This window comes from Kitasatospora sp. NPDC090091, from assembly GCF_044747365.1.
Lineage (GTDB): Bacteria > Actinomycetota > Actinomycetes > Streptomycetales > Streptomycetaceae > Kitasatospora.
In genome coordinates this window covers 198,794-216,506 of record NZ_JBIVDY010000013.1, presented here as the reverse complement: position 1 = coordinate 216,506, position 17,713 = coordinate 198,794, and the positions used below count along the sequence as shown (strand labels likewise).

Below are 17,713 nucleotides of genomic sequence, written 5' to 3'. Positions count from 1 at the left end.
GGCCACGCCCGCCACCGGGCCGTGAGGGCGGGCCTGGCAGTCGGCCGGGCGGCCGGTCGCGGAGGAGGACGCACCGCCTCCCCGCACGCCGCCGGCCGGCTGCTTCAGCCGAGAGTCGGGTAGTCGGTGTACCCCGTCTCGCCGCCCACGTACATCAGGTGCGCGTCCCGGATCGGGTTGAGCGGCGCCCCGGTGCGCAGCCGGGTGACCAGGTCGGGGTTGGCCAGGAAGGAACGGCCGAGGGAGACCAGGTCGGCGCCCGCCTCCAGCAGACGCTCGGCGGCGGCGCGGCCGCCGTCGGCGGGCAGGGGGCCGGGCCAGGGCAGGGCCGGGTTCGCGATCAGCGTGCCGGACCAGGCCTTGCGCAGGGTGCGGAACAGCGGCTGGTCCGGGTCGGCGAAGACGACGTGCAGGTAGGCCGGGCCCAGGTCGTCCAGCGCACTCAGGAGCGCCGGGTAGACCTCGTCGACGTCGTCCTCCGCCATCGCGTTGGCGGTGACGCCGGGGGCGATGCGCACCCCGACCCGTTCGGCACCGACCGCCTCGACGACCGCGCGGACCACCTCGACGGTGAGACGGATGCGGTTGGCGACCGCCCCGCCGTAGCCGTCGGTGCGGTGATTGGTGTGGTTGGAGAGGAACTGGTGGAGCAGGTAGCCGTTCGCGGCGTGGACCTCGACCCCCGCGAAGCCCGCGTCCACCGCCCGGCGCGCCGCGGCGGCGAAGTCGGCCACGGTGGCGCGGATCTCCTCCTCGGTCATCTCGCGCGGCACGACGTTCTCCCGGTGCCCGGACGGGGTGACGATCGTGCCGGGCAGCGGCACCGGTGACGGGGCGAGCGGGTGGTGCCCGCTGGTCTCGGGGTGCCCGACCCGGCCGCCGTGCTGCAGCTGGAGGAACATCTGCCCGCCCGCCGCCCGGACGGCGTCGGTGACGCGGCGCCACCCGGCCACGTGCGACTCGTCGTGGATCGCCGGGATGTTGGGGTAGGTCGCGCCCACCGCATTCGGTGTCGTGGCCTCCGCGATGATCAGCCCGGCCGATGCGCGCTGGGCGTAGTACGTGGCCATGATCGGTTCCGGCACACCCGCGGCGCTCGCGCGGTTGCGCGTCATCGGAGCCATCACCAGGCGGTTCGCGAGCCGCAGGGCGCCGAGCCGGGTGGGCCGGAACAGCGCGGACTCCGTGCCGGCCGCCTCGGTGTCCAGGTCCGCCGAAACCGCGGTGTTCGTGCTCATGATCGTGCTCCTTGATCGTCCGGTGGTGGTGCCGGCCGGGCTCTCCGGCCTGCTGATCCGACGATCCCGCAGCCCGCTTCGGCTCCGCTGATGCTCCGCTGACGGTCCATCGGCAGACCGGCCCGAAGAGCTGATGATCATCCTGTGTAGGGTGTTCCCATGAGGTTCGGGGTACTCGGCCCGCTGGCGGTGTGGGACGGCGACGGTGCGCCCGTACGGGTGCCCGAGACCAAGGTGCGGGCGCTGCTGGCCGACCTGCTGCTGCACGAGGGGCGACCGGTGTCGCCGGACCGTCTCGTGGACGACATCTGGGGGGACTCCGCTCCCGCCAACCCCGCCAACGCGCTCCAGGCCAAGGTCTCCCAGCTGCGCCGGGCGATCGGCCGTGACCGGGTGACCCACCAGCCGGCCGGATACCGGCTCCGCCTCGACGACGGCACCGCCCAGGTCGACGCGGCCTGCTTCCGGGCGCTGGCCGCACAGGCCCGGAGCGAGACCGACGCGCGCGCCCGGGCCGCCGTGCTCACTCGGGCGCTGGACCTGTGGCGTGGACGCCCGTACGCCGACTTCGCCGACGAGGAGTTCGTCCGCCCGGCCGCCCAGCGGCTGGCCGAGGAACGGCTCGCCGTCGTCGAGGAACTGGCGGAGGCGCGCCTGGAGTTCGACGATCCGCTGCTGCTCGGCGAGGTGGCCGAGCTGGTGGACCGTCATCCCCTGCGCGAGCGGCTGCGCGCCGTGCAGCTGCGGGCCCTGTACCGGGCCGGCCGGCAGAGCGAGGCGGTCGCCGCGTACGGTGAACTGCGGGCACTGCTCGTCGACGAGCTGGGCCTCGACCCGAGCCCCGAGCTGGCGGCGCTGCACGAGGCGATCCTGCGCCAGGACGCCGCCCTCCTGCCCGCCGCCGTGCCGCAGGCCCGGCCGGTCCCGGCCCGTGTGGCCGCCGGGTCCCCGGACGCGGCCGCCGTCCGCGCCCCGGAGCCGGGCGCGTTCCACCGCTCGAACCTGCCCGCCCCGCGGACCGGGCTCGTCGGGCGCGGCCCAGCGCTGGAGGCCCTCGCCGGTCTCGTCCGCACCGAGCGCCTGATCACCTTGACCGGCCCCGGCGGGGTGGGCAAGACCCGGCTCGCCCTGGCCCTCGCGCGCCGCCTCGCGGACGACCCCGAAGGCGGCGCACCGGACGGGGTGCAGCTCGTCGAGCTCGCGGCCCTGCCCGCCGACGCCGCCGACCTCGCCCAGGCGGTGGCCGCGGCGCTCGGCATCCGCCAGACCGCCGTACCGACCGTGCCGGCCGTGCCCCCGGCCCGTGTCCTCCCTGCGCTGGCCGCGACCCTGCGCGATCGCCGGGCCCTGCTCGTCCTCGACAACTGCGAGCACGTGATCGACTCGGCCGCCGAGCTCGTCGCCGTGCTGCTGGACACCGCGCCCGAGCTGCGCATCCTCGCCACCAGCCGGGAGTCGCTGCGGCTGGCCGGTGAAGTGGTGTTCCCCGTTGCGCCGCTGGACCCGGCCGCCGCCGCGCAGCTGTTCGCCGAACGGGCCGCCGCGGCCGCGCCCGGCTTCGCCCCTCCCGGCCCTCCCGCCCCGCCCGCCCCGGACGACGGGGCACCGGCTGACGGCACCCGGGACGACGGGACGCGGGACGACGGCACCCGGGCCGCTATCGCGGAGATCTGCCACCGCCTGGACGGCATCCCGCTCGCCCTGGAACTCGCGGCCACCCGGGTGCGGGCGATGGGCGTCCGGGAGCTGGCAGCCCGCATCGACGACCGGTTCCGCGTCCTCGGCTCCGGGCAGCGCGGCCTCCCGGCGCGGCAGCAGACCCTGCGCGCGGTGATCGACTGGAGCTGGGACCTGCTCACCGCACCCGAGCAGACCGTCCTGCGCCGGCTGGCCGTTCCCGCCGGCGGCTGCTCCCTGCCGGCCGCCGAGGCGGTGTGCGCAGGAAACGGCATCACGGATGACGCCGTTCTCGACCTGGTCGGCCGTCTGGTCGACCGCTCGCTCGTACAGGCCGCGCACACCGGTGACGGCCCGCGTTACGTCCTGCTCGAATCGATCGCCGCCTACGCCCGCGACCGGCTCCACGAGGCGGGCGAGTTCGCGGCCACCGCCGCCCGCCACGCCGTCCACTTCCGCGACCTGGCCGAACAGGCCGAAGCCCACCTGCGCGGGCCACGGCAACAGCTCCAACTCGCCCTTCTGGACGCCGAGTCCGCCAACATCCGGGCTGCGCTCGACCACCTGCTGCGCACCGGTGACCAGGCCGGCGCCGCTCGCATGGCCGCCGCCCTGTGCCCCTGGTGGCTGCTGCGCGGCCGCCTCCACGAGGCGCGACGCGCTCTTGCGGCCGTCCTGGAAGCCGGCGCCCGGCCTCCGGCCGCCGCGCCCGCGACCGCCCCCGTCACGTCGCCCGTCACGTCGCCCGCCTCGGCCGCCGCCTCCGCCGAACTCCACGTCCTGCTGGGAGCGTTCGCCATGCTCACCGGCCACCGGCCGCCCGAGCGGGACTGCCCCGAGGCGGAGATCGCCGATCCCGTGCGGCGCGGCCGGGCGCTCTGGCTGTTCGCCTACGGCCTCCACCACGCGGGCGACCCGGTGGCGGCGCAGGCGGTCGGCGCACGCTCCCTGGAACACTGCGCCGCCGCGGACGACCGCTGGGGCGCCGCGGCGGCCCGGGCCCTGCTGGCCCGGACCGCCCTGGCCACCGGCGACCTGGCGCAGGCCCGCCGAGAAGGCCGTGCCGCTGCCGAGGCCTTCCGCGAACTCCACGACGGGTGGGGGGAGTTGCAGACCGTACCGACTCTCGCCGCGCTCGCCGAGATCGAGGGCGACTACGCCGACGCCGAGTCCCGCCACGCCGTCGGGCTGCGCCTCGCCGAGCAGCTCGGCCTGGCCGTGGAAGCCTCCGCCTGCCTCGGCGGCCTGGGCCGGCTCGCGCTCCTCACCGGCGACTGGGAACGGGCCCGGCTGCTCCACGAACGGGCCCGCCGCGCGGCGGTCGAGCAGGGCCACCTGTTCGGCGAGGTGTTCGCCGTCATGGGCCTCGCCCTGGGCGCGCGCCGCGCCGGCGACCTCGACGACGCGGAACGCCACCTCACGGCGATGCGTGACGACTACCCGTCCTCGCTCGGCGGAAAGCACCTGATCGAGGTGGAACTCGGCTTCGTCGCCGAACTGCGCGGCCTGCCCGCGCAGGCCGCCGCCCACCAGGCACGCGGCCTGGCCCACGCCCGGCAGCTGGCCGATCCGCGCGCCCTCGCCCTCTCCCTGGAAGGCACCGCCGGTGCGGCTGCGGCCACCGGCGGTACCGCGGGGCACGTCCGCGCCGCGCTGCTCCTCGGCGCTGCCGACGCCGCCCGTCGGAGCGCCGGCGGCCCGCTTCCGCCCGGCGAACGCGCAGACGTGGACCGGATCACGTCCGCGGCCCGCACGGCCCTCGGCGCGGACCGGTTCGCCACCGTCTTCGACCAGGGCGCGTCCCTCGCGCTCCCGGTCGCCGTCCGCACCGCCACCGAACCCTGACCCGGAGGCTGCAGCCGGCGCGCACGGCGCCGTGGGCTCGGGTGGCGAGCTCGGGGTGCCGGGGGAGGCTGCACCTCCTCAGCTCACCCGGCCGCGTCGGCGTCGCTGCCCCGAAGGCCGGCCGGAACGGACGGGGCCGGCTGCAGGGTCTGCCCGGCGGGCGGGACGGGGCGCTCGGGGACGTCCCCCTCCGGCGTCCTGCGCATGGTGCGAAGCGGTGAGGCGGCGGTCGGGACGAAGCTCAGCGTCATGCCGACCGCCCCGATCACCATCGTGGCCCTCGCTCCCAGCGCGGCACCTGCGGCTGCGCCCAGCATCCCGCCCAGGGCCAGGCCGCAGCCGGACAGGAACCGGGTGGTGGCGCTCATCCGGCCGAGCAGGCCGACCGGGGTGAGCGCCTGTTGGACGCTCGACTGGGCGACGAGGCGGACGACGCCGCCCAGCGACAGGGCCGCGAGCCCGACGGCCGCCACGGGAACCGTCCAGCCGGGGTGGGCCATCGGCATCAGGGCTGTCGGCGGACAGGTGACGAGGGGCGCGAGCCGAATGACCGGACCGGGGCCGAACCGCGCGGACAGGCGTCCCGCACAGAGCGCACCCACCAGGGCGCCGCAGCCCATCCCCGACAGGACGAGGCCGATGCCGGCGGAGCCGAGGCACAGCTCCCTGGACAGGAGGACCAGCAGCATGGCCTGGTAGACGGCCAGGAAGAGGTTGAAGCAGGCGTCCCCCAGCACGGTCGCGCGGAGCACGGGGTGCATGAGAACGCACGCCAGGCCCTGCCCGATGCCGCGGAGCAGCGGGGGCCGGTCGGCGGGTTCCGGCCCGCGTTCGCGCTTCCGGATGCCGATCGCGAGGAGTCCGGACACCGTCATGGCCAGCGAGCTCGCCAGGAGCGCGCCGGGCGCGCCCGTCCAACCGGCCAGCGGGCCGGCCACCGCCGGACCGCCGATGCTGGTCACCGAACGCATCGCCGAGAGTTTCGAGTTCCCGTCGACGAGCTCGTCGCGCGCCACCAGGTGCGGGAGGCAGCTGACGTAGGCGGCGTCGAACACGGCGGTCAGCGCGCCGTGGACCGCGGCTGCCGCGAGCAGCCAGCCCATGGTGAGGAGACCGGCCCACCAGGCGATCGGTATCGTCGCGAGCGTGAGCGCCCGCACGAGGTCGGTGCCGATCATCACCGTCCGCTTCGGCAGCCGGTCCACCCACGCGCCGGCCGGCAGCCCGGCCAGGAGCGAGCCCGTGGTGACCATGGCGCTCAGCAGTCCGACCTGGAACTCGTCGCCGCCGAGGGCCGTCACGGCGACCAGCGGCAGTGCCAGGAACATGATGCGGTCGCCCAGTTGACCGGCCGCGGTCGCGGCGAACAGGTGCCCGAAGTCGGGGTTGCGCAGGAGTCGGGGACGCGGAGGCGACGGCATGCGGTCACCGACCCCCGGTCGTGGGCCGGCGTCCGGCCGGATCCGGCGGCGAGGGGTGGTCGGCCCCGAACTCGTAGACCACTTGGCGTCGTCCGTCCGGAATGACGATGTCGGCGGTCTCGACCGGGCGTCCGCCGGTGTCGTAGATGGTCCGCTCGATCCGGAGCACCAGATCCCCCGGGCCGATGCCCAGGAGATGCGCCTGCTCGCGAGTGGCATGAGCGGGGCGGGGGCGCTCGACCACGGTGTGGACCACCACGCCGATGGAGTGCATACGCCGGACCACGCCCGTGCCGGCGAGCGGTCCGGCCTCGGGGAGCACGACCGGTGTGCCGCCCGTGACGGCCATCGGCTCCCAGGACCGCGAGAGTTGGACGGGCCGGCCGTCGGCGAGGAACTCGTAGTGGGTGGTGACGCAGGGATCGCCGGGGCTGATGGCGAGCCGCTCGGCCACGGCTTCGGTGGCGGGGACGCGCACCAGGCTGTGAGCGTCCCAGGCGGTGGCCCGGCCCCTCTCCTCCGCCGGGTGGCGGAGCGGGGAGCCGGCCCGGTGCTCCCGGTGCCGGGAGCGGATCACCGGCAGGCGCTCGCTCGGGGCACTGACATAGGTCCCCGAACCCGCGCGCCCCTCCAACAGGCCGTCGGCGATCAGGCGTTCGACCGCTCGCTGCGTGACGTTCCGCCCGACTCCGTACTCCTCGGCCAGCCTCAGCCGCGACGGCAGGCGCGCCCCGACGTCCCACTCGCCCGCACGGATGCGGGCACGCAGCGCGTCGCTCACGGTCAGGTACGGCGCCTCCCTGGGCAATGCGGCTCCTCCGGTCGCTCTCCCGCGCAGGCTCGTCCGCCGACACGGCCGCCGGGTCTGCCGGACGGCATCCACAAGCTATTCGACGGCCCGGAAGCTGCTGGAGCAGCTTTCGGTGGCCGGACTGCGCTCCGGCGCGAGGGCGTCGAGCTCGTCGAGCATCTCGCGGGTGAAGCCGAACCAGTAGGTGGCGAGGAGGCCGGTGGTGTAGCCGGTCACCAGGCCGGCGGCGTAGACGGCTGCGCCGACCGCGAAGCCGCGGGAGCCGGTGAGCAGGGGGAAGAGCGCCCAGCCGGACGGGCCGATGGCGGTCGAGCCGACGGTGGCGCCGAGCTGGCCCAGCAGCCCGACGACGGCCCCGCCGCAGGCGCCGCCGAGACAGGCCGTGACGAACGGGCGCCCGAGGGGCAGCGAGACCCCGTAGATCAGCGGCTCGCCGATGCCGAGGAACCCCGCGGGGAGTGCGGACCTGATGGTCGCCCTGATCGAGGCGTTGCCGCGCAGCCGCAGGTAGACGGCGACGGCGCAGCCCACCTGGCCGGCCCCGGCCATGGCGAGGATCGGCAGCAGCTCGGTGGAGCCCTGCTGCTCGATCAGGGTGGTGTGGATCGGGATCAGCGCCTGGTGCAGGCCGAGCATGACCAGCGGGAGGAACAGGCCCCCGAGGACCAGCCCGGCGAGGGCACCGCCGTGGGAGAGCAGCCAGCCGGCGAGCTCGCCGATCGCCGTGGCGACCTCGCCGGCCACGAACATCAGGCCGAACAGGGTGACCAGGCCGGTGACGAGCACGGTGACCGTGGGGGTGAGCAGGACGTCGAGGGCGTCGGGCATCACCCGCCGGGTCCACCGCTCGACCTGGACCGCGAGCAGGGCGGCGGCGAGTGCGCCGATCACCCCGCCCTGGCCGGGCGCGAGGTGGTGGCCGAAGACCTCCACCTTGGCGACCCCCGCGTAGACGATCACACTGGCCACGGCCCCGCCCAGCACGGGTGTGCCGCCGAACTCCTTCGCCGTGTTGTAGCCGACGAAGACGGCGAGCAGGGACATGAACCCCGCGGAGATCGCGGTGAGGGCCGGCACGAGCCCCGGGGCCCACCCGAGGTTGGTGAGCGCGCCGTTGAGACCGGCCACGATGCCGCACCCGATCAGTGCGGGGATCAGCGGCACGAAGACGTTGGCGATCCGGCGGAGCACGAGCTTGACCGGGGTCGCGTTCCTGGCCCTGGCCTGCGCCCTGATCGCCGCGCCGCGCCGGGCCAGGTCCTCGGCGCCGACGGCGGTATCGGTGGCACCGGCGGCAGCGCCGGTGTCGGCCGGATCGGTGGCGGGGTCCGCCCGGACGGCGTCGGGCCCGGCGGGGGCGCCGTCGTGCCGCACCGGCAGCTCCGGCCGCCCGTCGAGGAGTGCCCGGAACTCGGGGGTCACCCGGGTGACGACGCCCGGGCCGAGGACGATCTGACAGGTGTCGTCGTCGACGACGCCCAGGACGGCGGGGAGCGCCCGGAGCCGCTCCGCGTCCACCCGGGAGCGGTCGTACAAACCGAGCCGGAGCCGGGTCATGCAGTGGGCGACGGAGTGGACGTTGGCGGGGCCCCCGACCAGCGGGAGGATGGCTTCGGCGGTGGCACGGTGTTTGTGGTCGGGCATGACGGGCCTTCCGTGGGCTCGGTGCGGAACGTCGGAGCCGGCGGGGCGCGTCGCGCGGGCGACCGCCGGTGCGGTGGAGCGACGCGGCGGCGGTCGGAGCGTGAGCGAGCCGGGGACCACCAGGATGGCGCCCTCGGCCTCGCAGGCACGGCGGGTGGCGTCCGAGCCGCGGTTGTGTCGTTCCCGGGCGTCCCACGCCGGGCGGCGGAACGGGCGGGGGAACGGGCAGGGAACGGGCGGGGAACAGGCGACGAGGGCTGCGGAGGCGTCGAGGTTCGGCCCCGTCCGACTATTGGTAGGTAACTTTACTTTCGATTACGCTGTCGGGCGGCGGCTTGGCGCGGCGCCTGCTCCCGACGGGGCGTGACGCGCTCAGCGAGAGCTCTGACCCGGCCGCTGCGGTGGTGCGGTCGCCGCTATCCGGTGAGTTCGTGTGCTGTGAACCGGAGTCCAGCTCTCGCCGTCTCTCAAGGTCATGGAGTCCAGGGATGCGTGTGGGTGTCTCGGCAAGGCCTGTTCGTGTCGGAGTGTTCGCCGCTGTGCTCGCGTTGCTCGGCGGCCTGTTGCTCGGCTGGTCCGGGCGGGCGGGGGCGGCGGGCGATCCGCTGATCTCGCAGGGGAAGGCCGCGACGGCCTCCTCCACCGAGGGGTCGTCGTACGCGGCGGGTAAGGCGTTCGACGGGAGTACCTCCACGCGGTGGGCGAGCGCGGAGGGGAAGGACCCGCAGTGGCTGCGGGTGGACCTCGGGGGGAACGCCACCGTCTCCCGGGTGAAGCTGAGTTGGGAGTCCGCCTATGCGAAGGCGTACCGGGTGGAGGTGTCGGCGGACGGGGTGACCTGGACGACGGCGGCGGAGGAGAAGGCCGGGAACGGCGGGACGGACGACTGGGCGGGACTGGCCGTCAAGGGCCGCTACGTCCGGATGTACGGGACGGCGCGCGGGACGTCGTACGGGTACTCGCTGTTCGAAATGCAGGTGTACGGGGTGCCGGACGGCGGCCCGTCGCCCACTGGCCCGTCGCCGACCGGTCCCTCCCCGACCGCGACCACGCCGGCCGGGGCGTTCACGGTGGTGGCGGCGGGCGACATCGCTGCGCAGTGCACCGCCTCGGACAGCGCTTGCGCCCACCCGAAGACGGCCGCGCTGGCCCAGCGGATCGACCCGCGGTTCTACCTGACGATGGGTGACAACCAGTACGACGACGCCCGGTTGGCGGACTTCCGGAACTACTACGACAAGACCTGGGGGGCGTTCAAGGCGAAGACCCACCCGGTGCCGGGCAACCACGAGACCTACGACCCGGCCGGGCCGCTCGCCGGGTACAAGGCGTACTTCGGCAGCATCGCCTACCCGCAGGGGAAGAGCTGGTACAGCTTCGACGAGGGCAACTGGCACTTCGTCGCACTGGACTCCAACGCCTTCGACCAGAGCGCCCAGATCGACTGGCTCAAGGCCGACCTGGCGGCCAACGCGAAGAAGTGCATCGCCGCCTACTGGCACCACCCGCTGTACTCCTCGGGCGGGCACGGCAACGACCCGGTCTCCCGGCCGGTGTGGAAGATCCTCTACGGGGCCCGGGCCGACCTGGTGCTGAACGGGCACGACCACCACTACGAGCGGTTCGCCCCGCAGGACCCGGACGGGAAGGCCACCGCGGACGGGATCGTCGAGATCGTCGGCGGGATGGGCGGCGCCGAGCCGTACCCGATCGAGCAGGTCCAGCCGAACAGCCAGAAGCGGATCAGCGGCGACTACGGCGTGCTGAAGCTGGACTTCACCGACTCCGGCTACGGCTGGACCTACGTCGGAACGGACGGCCGGGTCAAGGACACCGGCCCGACGTACAGCTGCCACTGATGATGTACCTGGCCACCACCGGCCGCCGAACCGACGCGCCGTCCCGCCCCACCGGGACGGGACGGCGCGTCCCCGGCACGGTCGTCGCGCTCGGCGCGGTCAGCCTGGTCACCGACGTCTCCTCGGAGATGGTCACCGCCGTGCTGCCGCTCTACCTGGTGCTGGGGCTCGGCCTCTCGCCCCTGCAGTTCGGCTTCCTCGACGGGCTGTTCAACGGCGCCACGGCGCTGGTCCGGCTGCTCGGCGGCAGGCTCGCCGACCGCGGCGGCCGGCACCGGACGGTCGCCGGGGCCGGCTACCTGCTCTCGGCGCTCTCGCGGCTCGGGCTGCTGCTGGCCGGCGGGGCGGCCGGCGGGATCGCCGCCGCGCTGGCCGCAGACCGGCTGGGCAAGGGCGTGCGGACCGCGCCGCGGGATGCGCTGATCACGCTCAGCGCACCGCCGGACGCGCTCGGCCGGGCGTTCGGCGTCCACCGGGCGATGGACACCACGGGGGCGCTGCTCGGACCGCTGGTCGCCTTCGCGGTGCTGTGGGCGACGGCGGACGCGTACGACGCGGTCTTCGTGGTCAGCTTCGCCACCGGGCTGTTCGGCGTGCTGGTGCTGGTGCTGTTCGTCCCGGCCGGTCCGGCGCCGGCGGGTCCGGCGTCGGACGTTCGGGCGACACCCGCCGTTCGGCCTGCGCCGACGGCAGGGCCGGTGCCGACGCCAGGGCCGGCGCCCGCGCCCCGACCGGCCGGGCGGCCGAGGCACCGGGCGCTCGCCGACCCGGTCTTCCGGCGGGTCGTCACGGCCGCCGCGCTGCTGGGCGCCGCGACGGTCGGCGACTCCTTCCTCTACCTGCTGCTCCAGCGCGGCCTGGACCTGCCGCCCCTGCTCTTCCCGCTGCTGCCGCTCGGCGCTGCGGCCGGCTACCTGCTGCTGGCCGTACCGGCGGGCCGGCTCGCCGACCGCACCGGGCGGCGCGTTCCGTTCCTCTGCGGCCACGGTGCGCTGCTCGCGGCCTACCTCACCCTGCTCGCCCCGCCGGGGTGGCCGGTCGCCGTGCTCGTCCTGGTGCTCCTGGGCGTCTTCTACGCCGCCACGGACGGCGTGCTGATGGCCCTCGCCGGGCCGGTCCTGCCGCGCGACGGCCGGGCGGGCGGGCTCGCGGTGCTGCAGACCGGCCAGGCGCTGGCCCGGCTGGTTGGCGCGGCCGGCTTCGGCGCGGCCTGGACGTGGTGGGGACCGCGCCCGGCCCTGGCGGTGGCCGCACTCGCGCTGGCCGCCGCCCTCGTCGCCGCATGGCGGATCCTGCCGGGGAGGGAGGTCTCGTGAGGATGCGTCAGGTGGTGCTGATCGCCGCCGCCCTGGTGCTGCTCGGCGGTTCGCTGGGCTACGTGCTGCACGCCCGGCAGCGCGGCGGAGGGCCGCGGCTCGTCGCCGCGGAGAGCTCGTTCACCCTGGACCGGCCCGGGCTCTACTACCGGGACGGCGCCACCGGGCGGGTCGCCCGCAGCCCGGGGGTGCCGGACGGGCCGTCCTGCGTCCGCTTCTACGCCGCGGGGGACCGGGCGCTGTGCCTGCGGGCGCTGCCCGGCACACCGGCCCGCACCCAGGCGGTGGTGTACGACCGGCGGTTCACCGAGCTCCAGACGGTGACCGTGCCCGGCATCCCGAACCGGGCCCGGGTGTCGGCCTCCGGGCAGCTGCTCTCCTGGACCACCTTCGCCGTGGGGGACTCCTACGCGGCGGGCACCTTCTCCACCCGGACGTCGATCCTCGACCTGCGCACCGGCTACCTGGTGAAGTCGATCGAGTCCATCCCGCTGACCGTCGACGGCAGCCGGTACCACGCCGCCGACGTCAACTACTGGGGCGTCAACTTCGCCGACGACGACAACCGCTTCTACGCCACCGTCTCGACCGGCGGCCGGACCCACCTGGTCGAGGGCGACCTCAAGGCGTGGTCGGCCCGCACACTGCGGGAGAACGTGGAGTGCCCCTCGCTCTCGCCGGACGGCACCCGGATCGCCTTCAAGAAGAAGGTCTCGGCCGACCCGGCGGCGCCCTGGCGGCTCCACGTCCTGGAACTGGACGGCATGCGCGAGCACCCGCTGGCCGAGTCGCGCAGCGTGGACGACCAGGCGGCCTGGCTCGACGGGGAGACGCTCGGCTACGCGCTGCCGGCCCGGGAGGGGAGGGGCACCGACGTCTGGAGCGTGCCGGCGGACGGCGGCGGGGCGCCGCGCCTGCTGGTGCCCGGCGGCTCGTCGCCGGTGGCCGTTGCGGCGGTGGCGTCGGGCTGACCCGGCCGGGCGGCCACCGGGTGTGCCCGGTTGGTCACGGATGGGGGCCGGCGGAGCTCCGGGTCGGGGCGCACCGGTCGGCCGGCCCTCCGTCCGTCCGGCCGGAGCCGCCGGCCGTCGCTCCCGGAGCTGTCCGGCGGCCCCGCCCGGTGCCAGACTGGTCATGAGGGCTGGAGGTCGTGATGGGGTTCTACGCCGATCAGGTCGTGCCGCGGATCGTCAACGTCGTCTGCGGGACGAAGGAGGCCGCGCACCTTCGGCGAAGGGTCTGCGAGGGCCTGGAGGGCGACGTCCTGGAGATCGGGTTCGGCTCGGGGCTGAACGTCCCGTTCTACCCGCAGGCCGTGACCCGGGTCGCCGCGGTGGACCCCTCCGACGTGGGCTGGAAGCTGGCGGCCGAGCGCGTGGCGGCGACCCCCGTCCGGGTGGAGCGCGGCGGCCTGGACGGTCAGGTGCTGCCCTTCCCGGACCACAGCTTCGACGCGGCGCTGTCGACCTGGACGCTGTGCACCGTCCCGGACGTCGAGGCCGCCCTCCGCGAGGTGCGGCGCGTCCTCAAACCCGGTGGGACGCTGCACTTCGTCGAGCACGGCCTGGCGCCGGAGCGGGACGAGGGCGTGCGTCGCTGGCAGCGGCGCCTCGACCCGCTGGAGCAGCGGCTGTTCGCCGGGTGCCACCTGACCCGTCCGGTGGCCGAGCTGCTGACGGGGGCGGGCTTCGTCATCACCGATCTCGACGTCTTCTACGAGAAGGGCGCCCCGAAGCCGATGGGGGCCGACTCCCTCGGCGTGGCCGTCTCGCCCGCCTGAACCGGCGCCGTGCGGCCTGGCGCGATCCGGTCTGCTCGATCCGGCGTGGTGCGGTTCGCCGTGGCGCGATCCGGCGTGGTGCGGCCGCCGGCCCCGTGGTGCGGCCGCCGGCCCCGTGGTGCGGCCGCCGGCCCCGTGGCGGGGCCGACGGCCGATCCGTGACCGCCGCGGGCTCAGCCCGCCGCGGTCGCCCGGGAGTTCTGCCCGGCGTGGTCGGCGTGGGCGGACCTGGCCGCGCTCTGACCGGGGAGCAGCCGGTCCAGCGCGTACGGGCCGCCACCGATCGCCGCTATGGCGAGGAACGCCCAGCAGAACATCGCCGACGGCTCACCGTTGTTCTGCAGCGGCAGCAGGGCGTGCTCCTGGTGGACCGTGAAGTACGCGTAGGCCATCGATCCGGAACAGATCAGCGCCGCGATGCGGGTGCCGAGGCCGACGACGACCAGGATTCCGCCGACGAGCTGGATCAGCGCCGCCCACCAGCCGGGCCACTGCCCGACGGGTACGGTGCCGCCGCCCTTGGCGCCGCCGAACACGCCGAACATCGACGCTGCGCCGTGGCAGGCGAAGAGCAGCCCGACGGCGACCCGGAACGCGGTGAGGACGATCGGGCGGGCGACGTCGAGCGCCTGGCTCTGGGTTCTTGCCATGAGGAGACTTGCCTCCTGTAGGGAGGGAACAGGGGGACGAGCGGCGGTAAGGCTACCCTTAGCGATCTTGAGTTGACAATACGTCAGTTCTTGACCGTATCCGAACGGATTGCTTCGGGTGCGGTTCGAGCTCGTCCTTGATTCTTGACCGATCGGTCTTGATATGACTATGGTTCAGATATGGCGCGAACCAAGGAATTCGACCCGGACGCGGCGCTCCAGTCGGCGCTGGAGCTGTTCTGGCGACGCGGCTACGAGGCGACGTCGATGGCCGACCTGGTGGAAGGACTGGGGATCGCCCGGGCCAGTATCTACGCCACCTTCGGCAGCAAGCGGGAGCTCTACCTGCGTGCGCTGGAGCGGTACGGCGAGCAGTGTGATCCGGGGCTGCTCGCCGAGCTGTCCCAGCCCGGCCCGGTGCTGCCGGCCGTCCGCGCGGTGGTTCGGCGGTATGCCCGGGAATCCTGCGAGGATGCCGAAAGCGGCGTCCGGCGCGGGTGTTTCGTCACCAATGCGGCGGTCGAACTCGCCCCGCACGACCCGGACGCGGCCCGCCGGGTCGCGGCCAGTCTCGGCCATCTGGAGACGGTGCTCACCGCCGCGCTGGTCCGCGCCGAGGCGCAGCGCGAGCTGCCCGAGGGGCGCGACCCGCGTGCGCTGGCGCGGATGCTGCTGGTGCTGCTGCAGGGTATGCGTGTGATCGGCAAGGCCGGCGACGGGTCGGCCCGCCTGCGTGACGCCGCCGAGCAGGCGCTCGCCCTGCTGGAGTGAGCCGGGCCGCCCGCCCGCCCGGGCGTCGGCGGTCGCCCGGGGTCGGCGCACTCTGCTGCCCTCTTTCTGGATCGAACGGTCAATATAGGCGGCGATCGCCGAGAGGTGGCGTCAATTCGATCCGTTCACGACCGGAATCCGCCCTGGCCGCAGCCGCGGTCGCTCCACCCCGGACACAGATCCACCCCCCGCACAGATCCACCCCCAGACACAGACTCAGCCCCTGAGGCAGACCGCACAGAGGAGTGCTCCGCATGACCACGCGTTTCGCCGACCGTTCCGTCCTCGTCACCGGCGCCGGCAGCGGCATCGGCCGCGCCACCGCCCTGGCCTTCGCCCGCGAGGGCGCCCGGGTCGCCGTGGCCGGCCGCACCGGGTCCTCGCTCGCCGAGACCGTCCGGCTGATCGAGGAGGAGGGCGGCAAGGCCCTGGCCGTCGTCGGGGACGTCGCCGACGGCGAGGATGCCGCCCGGCTGGTCCGCACGACCGTCGAGCAGTTCGGCGGCCTCGACGTCGCCGTCAACAACGCCGGCATCCTGGGCACACCCGGCCCGATCGCCGACACCGACGAGCAGGACTGGCAGCGCCTGATCGACACCAACCTCACCGGCACCTGGCTCGCCATGAAGCACCAGATCACCCACATGCGGGCGAACGGCGGGGGCGCCATCGTCAACATCTCCTCCAACCTCGGCACCCATCTGCGCCTGGCCGACCTGGGCGCCTACGCCGTCACCAAGGCGGCGGTCGCCACCCTCACCCGCGCCGCCGCCCGCGACCACATCGCCGACGGCGTCCGGATCAACTCGGTCAGCCCCGGTCCGGTCGACACCACCATGTCCAGCCGCCCCGGCGAGAACGCCGCGGAGAAGGCCGACCGCATGAGGGCACAGGTCCCGGCCGGCCGCGCCGGCACGGTCGAGGAGATCGCCGCCGCCGTGCTCCACCTCGCCTCCCCGGAGTCGGCCTTCACCGTCGGCGCCGATCTCGTCCTCGACGGCGGCGTCACGGCCTGAAGACAGGCCCTGGCGGCGGCGGTGCCGTGCGGCCGGTTCGGGGATCCGGCCGCACGGTCCCCGGCCGCGGGACCGCCGGGCCGCGGCCCCGCCGCTGCACCCGCGCTGCGGCGCCTGCCCGTTCACGGCCGTCGCCCCCGTTCACGGCCGTCGCCCCCGTTCACGGCCGATGCCCCCGTTCACGGCCGCCCCGTCCGGCGGCCCTCCGGGGACGTCCGGGTGCCGCCCGGGCGCCTCGCCCACGGGGAGGCGGGGCAGGGCATGGGGGTGGTGGTCACGCAGGTGCGCGACGAGGTGCTCGCGCAGCCGGCAGCGGAGTTCGAACGCGTCGTCGGCGTTGGCCGCCGTGGCCAGCGCCCGGACGACGATGGTGGTGGGGGTGGTGTCGACCACCTGGAGTGCGCTGCCCTCACCGTCCCACAGCTCGCTCTTGGCGAGGAAGTCCTCGAACTCCTCCCGCAGCAGCCCGACCGGGGCGTGGTGGTCGAGGTGGAGCAGCGCCGTGCCGGTGATCCGGCTGGTCCGGCGGGACCAGTTCTCGAACGGGCGGCCGACGAAGTACGACATCGGCATCACCAGCCGCCGCTGGTCCCAGGTCGCGATCACCACGGCCGTCAGGGTGATCTCCTCCACCGTCCCCCACTCGCCGGCCACCACGACGACGTCACCGATCCGGGCCAGATCGCCGAAGGCCATCTGCACCCCGGCGAAGACGTTGGCGAGCGTGCTCTGGGCCGCCACGCCCGCCGCCACGCCGACCAGCCCGGCGGAGGCCAGCAGGCTCGTCCCGACGCCGCGGACCGCCGGGAAGGTCATCAGGACGGCCCCCAGGGTCGCCACGGCGACGAACGCCTGGCCGATCCGGCCGAGCAGGCTCGCCTGGGTCCGGGCACGGCCGGCCCACGCCGGTTCGCGGCGGTGCACGGCGAGCCGGACGGCGCCGTCCACGAGCAGCGCCACCAGGCGGGCGCACAGCCAGCCGCCGGAGGCGATGGCGAGGATCACGGCCAGGTGCCGCAGGCCGTCGCGGGCGGCGGGCGGCGCGTCGACCCACGGCTGCGCGGCGGCGAGCAGGAGGCACGCCGTCAGCGCCAGGACCGGGCGGCGGCACCGGTGGACCAGGTCCGGGATGCCGGTGCCGCTGCCGGGGGCCGCCAGCCGCCGCGCCACCACCTGCGCCGTCCGGTCGAGGCCGTAGGTGAAGAGGGCGGCTGCGGCGCCCACGGTGGCGAGGCGGAGCAGACTCCACCACATGTCCGGCTCTCCTCTCCGGGGTCAGGCGGCCAGCAGGTCCTTCAGTCCCTGGTCCCAGTCGATCCGGGTGTGTTCGAGGCCGGGCGGGACGAGGCGGGTGGTACCGGCCAGGAACCGGGCGACCGCTTCGGCGGAGGCGGCGAGCAGGGCGATGCCGTCGGTACCGCCGAGGGCGATCAGCATCCGGGTCTCGTCGAAGAGCTCGATGTGGACGTCTCCTTCGCCCGCGGGCGCGTCCAGTCCGGCGATGAGCAGGTCCCGCGAGAGCGTCCAGACCGCATCCGCCTGGTAGGAGTCGAAGTCCAGGGTGATCGCGTGGGGATCGTCGGTCCGGTAGGACCAGTCGACCTGCAGGTCCCGGCTGTCCTCGTCGCCGGTCACCAGGCGCATGGTGATCCGGGTGGTGAGATGTTCCATGGTGGGGGTTCCCC

General features: G+C 74.9%; 14 protein-coding genes. 7 read left to right on the top strand and 7 right to left on the bottom strand.

The annotated features are described in order from the left end of the window. Window positions 1-104 precede the first annotated feature (104 nt). Window positions 105-1,238 carry an alkene reductase gene (locus tag ACIPSC_RS23750; RefSeq protein WP_400828096.1) on the bottom strand — a complete coding sequence of 378 codons (1,134 nt, stop codon included), beginning with the start codon at window positions 1,236-1,238 and terminating at the stop codon, window positions 105-107. Between the two features lie 159 nt (window positions 1,239-1,397). Here ACIPSC_RS23750 and ACIPSC_RS23745 point away from each other — a divergent pair, with 159 nt between their 5' ends. Then, window positions 1,398-4,760 carry an AfsR/SARP family transcriptional regulator gene (locus tag ACIPSC_RS23745; RefSeq protein WP_400828095.1) on the top strand — a complete coding sequence of 1,121 codons (3,363 nt, stop codon included), beginning with the start codon at window positions 1,398-1,400 and terminating at the stop codon, window positions 4,758-4,760. A gap of 83 nt (window positions 4,761-4,843) precedes the next feature. Here the strand turns inward: ACIPSC_RS23745 and ACIPSC_RS23740 are convergent, their stop codons facing one another. The 3 genes from ACIPSC_RS23740 to ACIPSC_RS23730 form a co-directional block, all read right to left on the bottom strand. Beyond that, the gene (locus ACIPSC_RS23740) at window positions 4,844-6,181 is read right to left on the bottom strand and encodes an MFS transporter (RefSeq protein ID WP_400828094.1); all 1,338 of its coding nucleotides are present in this window, start codon (window positions 6,179-6,181) and stop codon (window positions 4,844-4,846) included. A 4-nt stretch (window positions 6,182-6,185) separates the two neighbouring features. Next, on the bottom strand, window positions 6,186-6,989 hold the full coding sequence (locus ACIPSC_RS23735; protein WP_400828093.1) for a GntR family transcriptional regulator: 804 nt from the start codon (window positions 6,987-6,989) through the stop codon (window positions 6,186-6,188). Between the two features lie 78 nt (window positions 6,990-7,067). Continuing rightward, entirely contained in the window at window positions 7,068-8,636 is a 1,569-nt protein-coding gene (locus ACIPSC_RS23730) for a PTS transporter subunit EIIC (RefSeq protein ID WP_400828092.1), read from the bottom strand. Between the two features lie 527 nt (window positions 8,637-9,163). Here ACIPSC_RS23730 and ACIPSC_RS23725 point away from each other — a divergent pair. From ACIPSC_RS23725 to ACIPSC_RS23710, 4 genes are all read left to right on the top strand, one after another. After that, the gene (locus tag ACIPSC_RS23725; protein WP_400828091.1) at window positions 9,164-10,495 is read left to right on the top strand and encodes a discoidin domain-containing protein; all 1,332 of its coding nucleotides are present in this window, start codon (window positions 9,164-9,166) and stop codon (window positions 10,493-10,495) included. A 2-nt stretch (window positions 10,496-10,497) separates the two neighbouring features. After that, a complete protein-coding gene (locus ACIPSC_RS23720; RefSeq protein ID WP_400828131.1) occupies window positions 10,498-11,811 on the top strand; it encodes an MFS transporter in 1,314 nt (437 codons plus the stop codon). A gap of 2 nt (window positions 11,812-11,813) precedes the next feature. Beyond that, the gene (locus tag ACIPSC_RS23715) at window positions 11,814-12,782 is read left to right on the top strand and encodes a TolB family protein (protein WP_400828130.1); all 969 of its coding nucleotides are present in this window, start codon (window positions 11,814-11,816) and stop codon (window positions 12,780-12,782) included. 182 nt (window positions 12,783-12,964) lie between these two features. Then, complete coding sequence (locus ACIPSC_RS23710) at window positions 12,965-13,591, top strand: class I SAM-dependent methyltransferase (RefSeq protein ID WP_400828090.1); 627 nt, start codon at window positions 12,965-12,967, stop codon at window positions 13,589-13,591. A gap of 173 nt (window positions 13,592-13,764) precedes the next feature. Here the strand turns inward: ACIPSC_RS23710 and ACIPSC_RS23705 are convergent, their stop codons facing one another. Continuing rightward, the gene (locus tag ACIPSC_RS23705) at window positions 13,765-14,241 is read right to left on the bottom strand and encodes a DoxX family protein (protein WP_400828089.1); all 477 of its coding nucleotides are present in this window, start codon (window positions 14,239-14,241) and stop codon (window positions 13,765-13,767) included. A gap of 180 nt (window positions 14,242-14,421) precedes the next feature. Here ACIPSC_RS23705 and ACIPSC_RS23700 point away from each other — a divergent pair, with 180 nt between their 5' ends. Both ACIPSC_RS23700 and ACIPSC_RS23695 read left to right on the top strand, forming a co-directional pair. Beyond that, the gene (locus tag ACIPSC_RS23700) at window positions 14,422-15,012 is read left to right on the top strand and encodes a TetR/AcrR family transcriptional regulator (protein ID WP_400828088.1); all 591 of its coding nucleotides are present in this window, start codon (window positions 14,422-14,424) and stop codon (window positions 15,010-15,012) included. Window positions 15,013-15,266: 254 nt separating this feature from the next. After that, window positions 15,267-16,028 carry an SDR family NAD(P)-dependent oxidoreductase gene (locus tag ACIPSC_RS23695; RefSeq protein WP_400828087.1) on the top strand — a complete coding sequence of 254 codons (762 nt, stop codon included), beginning with the start codon at window positions 15,267-15,269 and terminating at the stop codon, window positions 16,026-16,028. Window positions 16,029-16,169: 141 nt separating this feature from the next. Here the strand turns inward: ACIPSC_RS23695 and ACIPSC_RS23690 are convergent, their stop codons facing one another. Both ACIPSC_RS23690 and ACIPSC_RS23685 read right to left on the bottom strand, forming a co-directional pair. Further along, window positions 16,170-17,282: a mechanosensitive ion channel family protein gene (locus ACIPSC_RS23690; RefSeq protein ID WP_400828086.1), complete on the bottom strand. Its 1,113-nt coding sequence runs from the start codon at window positions 17,280-17,282 to the stop codon at window positions 16,170-16,172. A gap of 21 nt (window positions 17,283-17,303) precedes the next feature. Further along, complete coding sequence (locus ACIPSC_RS23685; protein WP_400828085.1) at window positions 17,304-17,699, bottom strand: SsgA family sporulation/cell division regulator; 396 nt, start codon at window positions 17,697-17,699, stop codon at window positions 17,304-17,306. Between the last annotated feature and the right edge of the window lie 14 nt (window positions 17,700-17,713).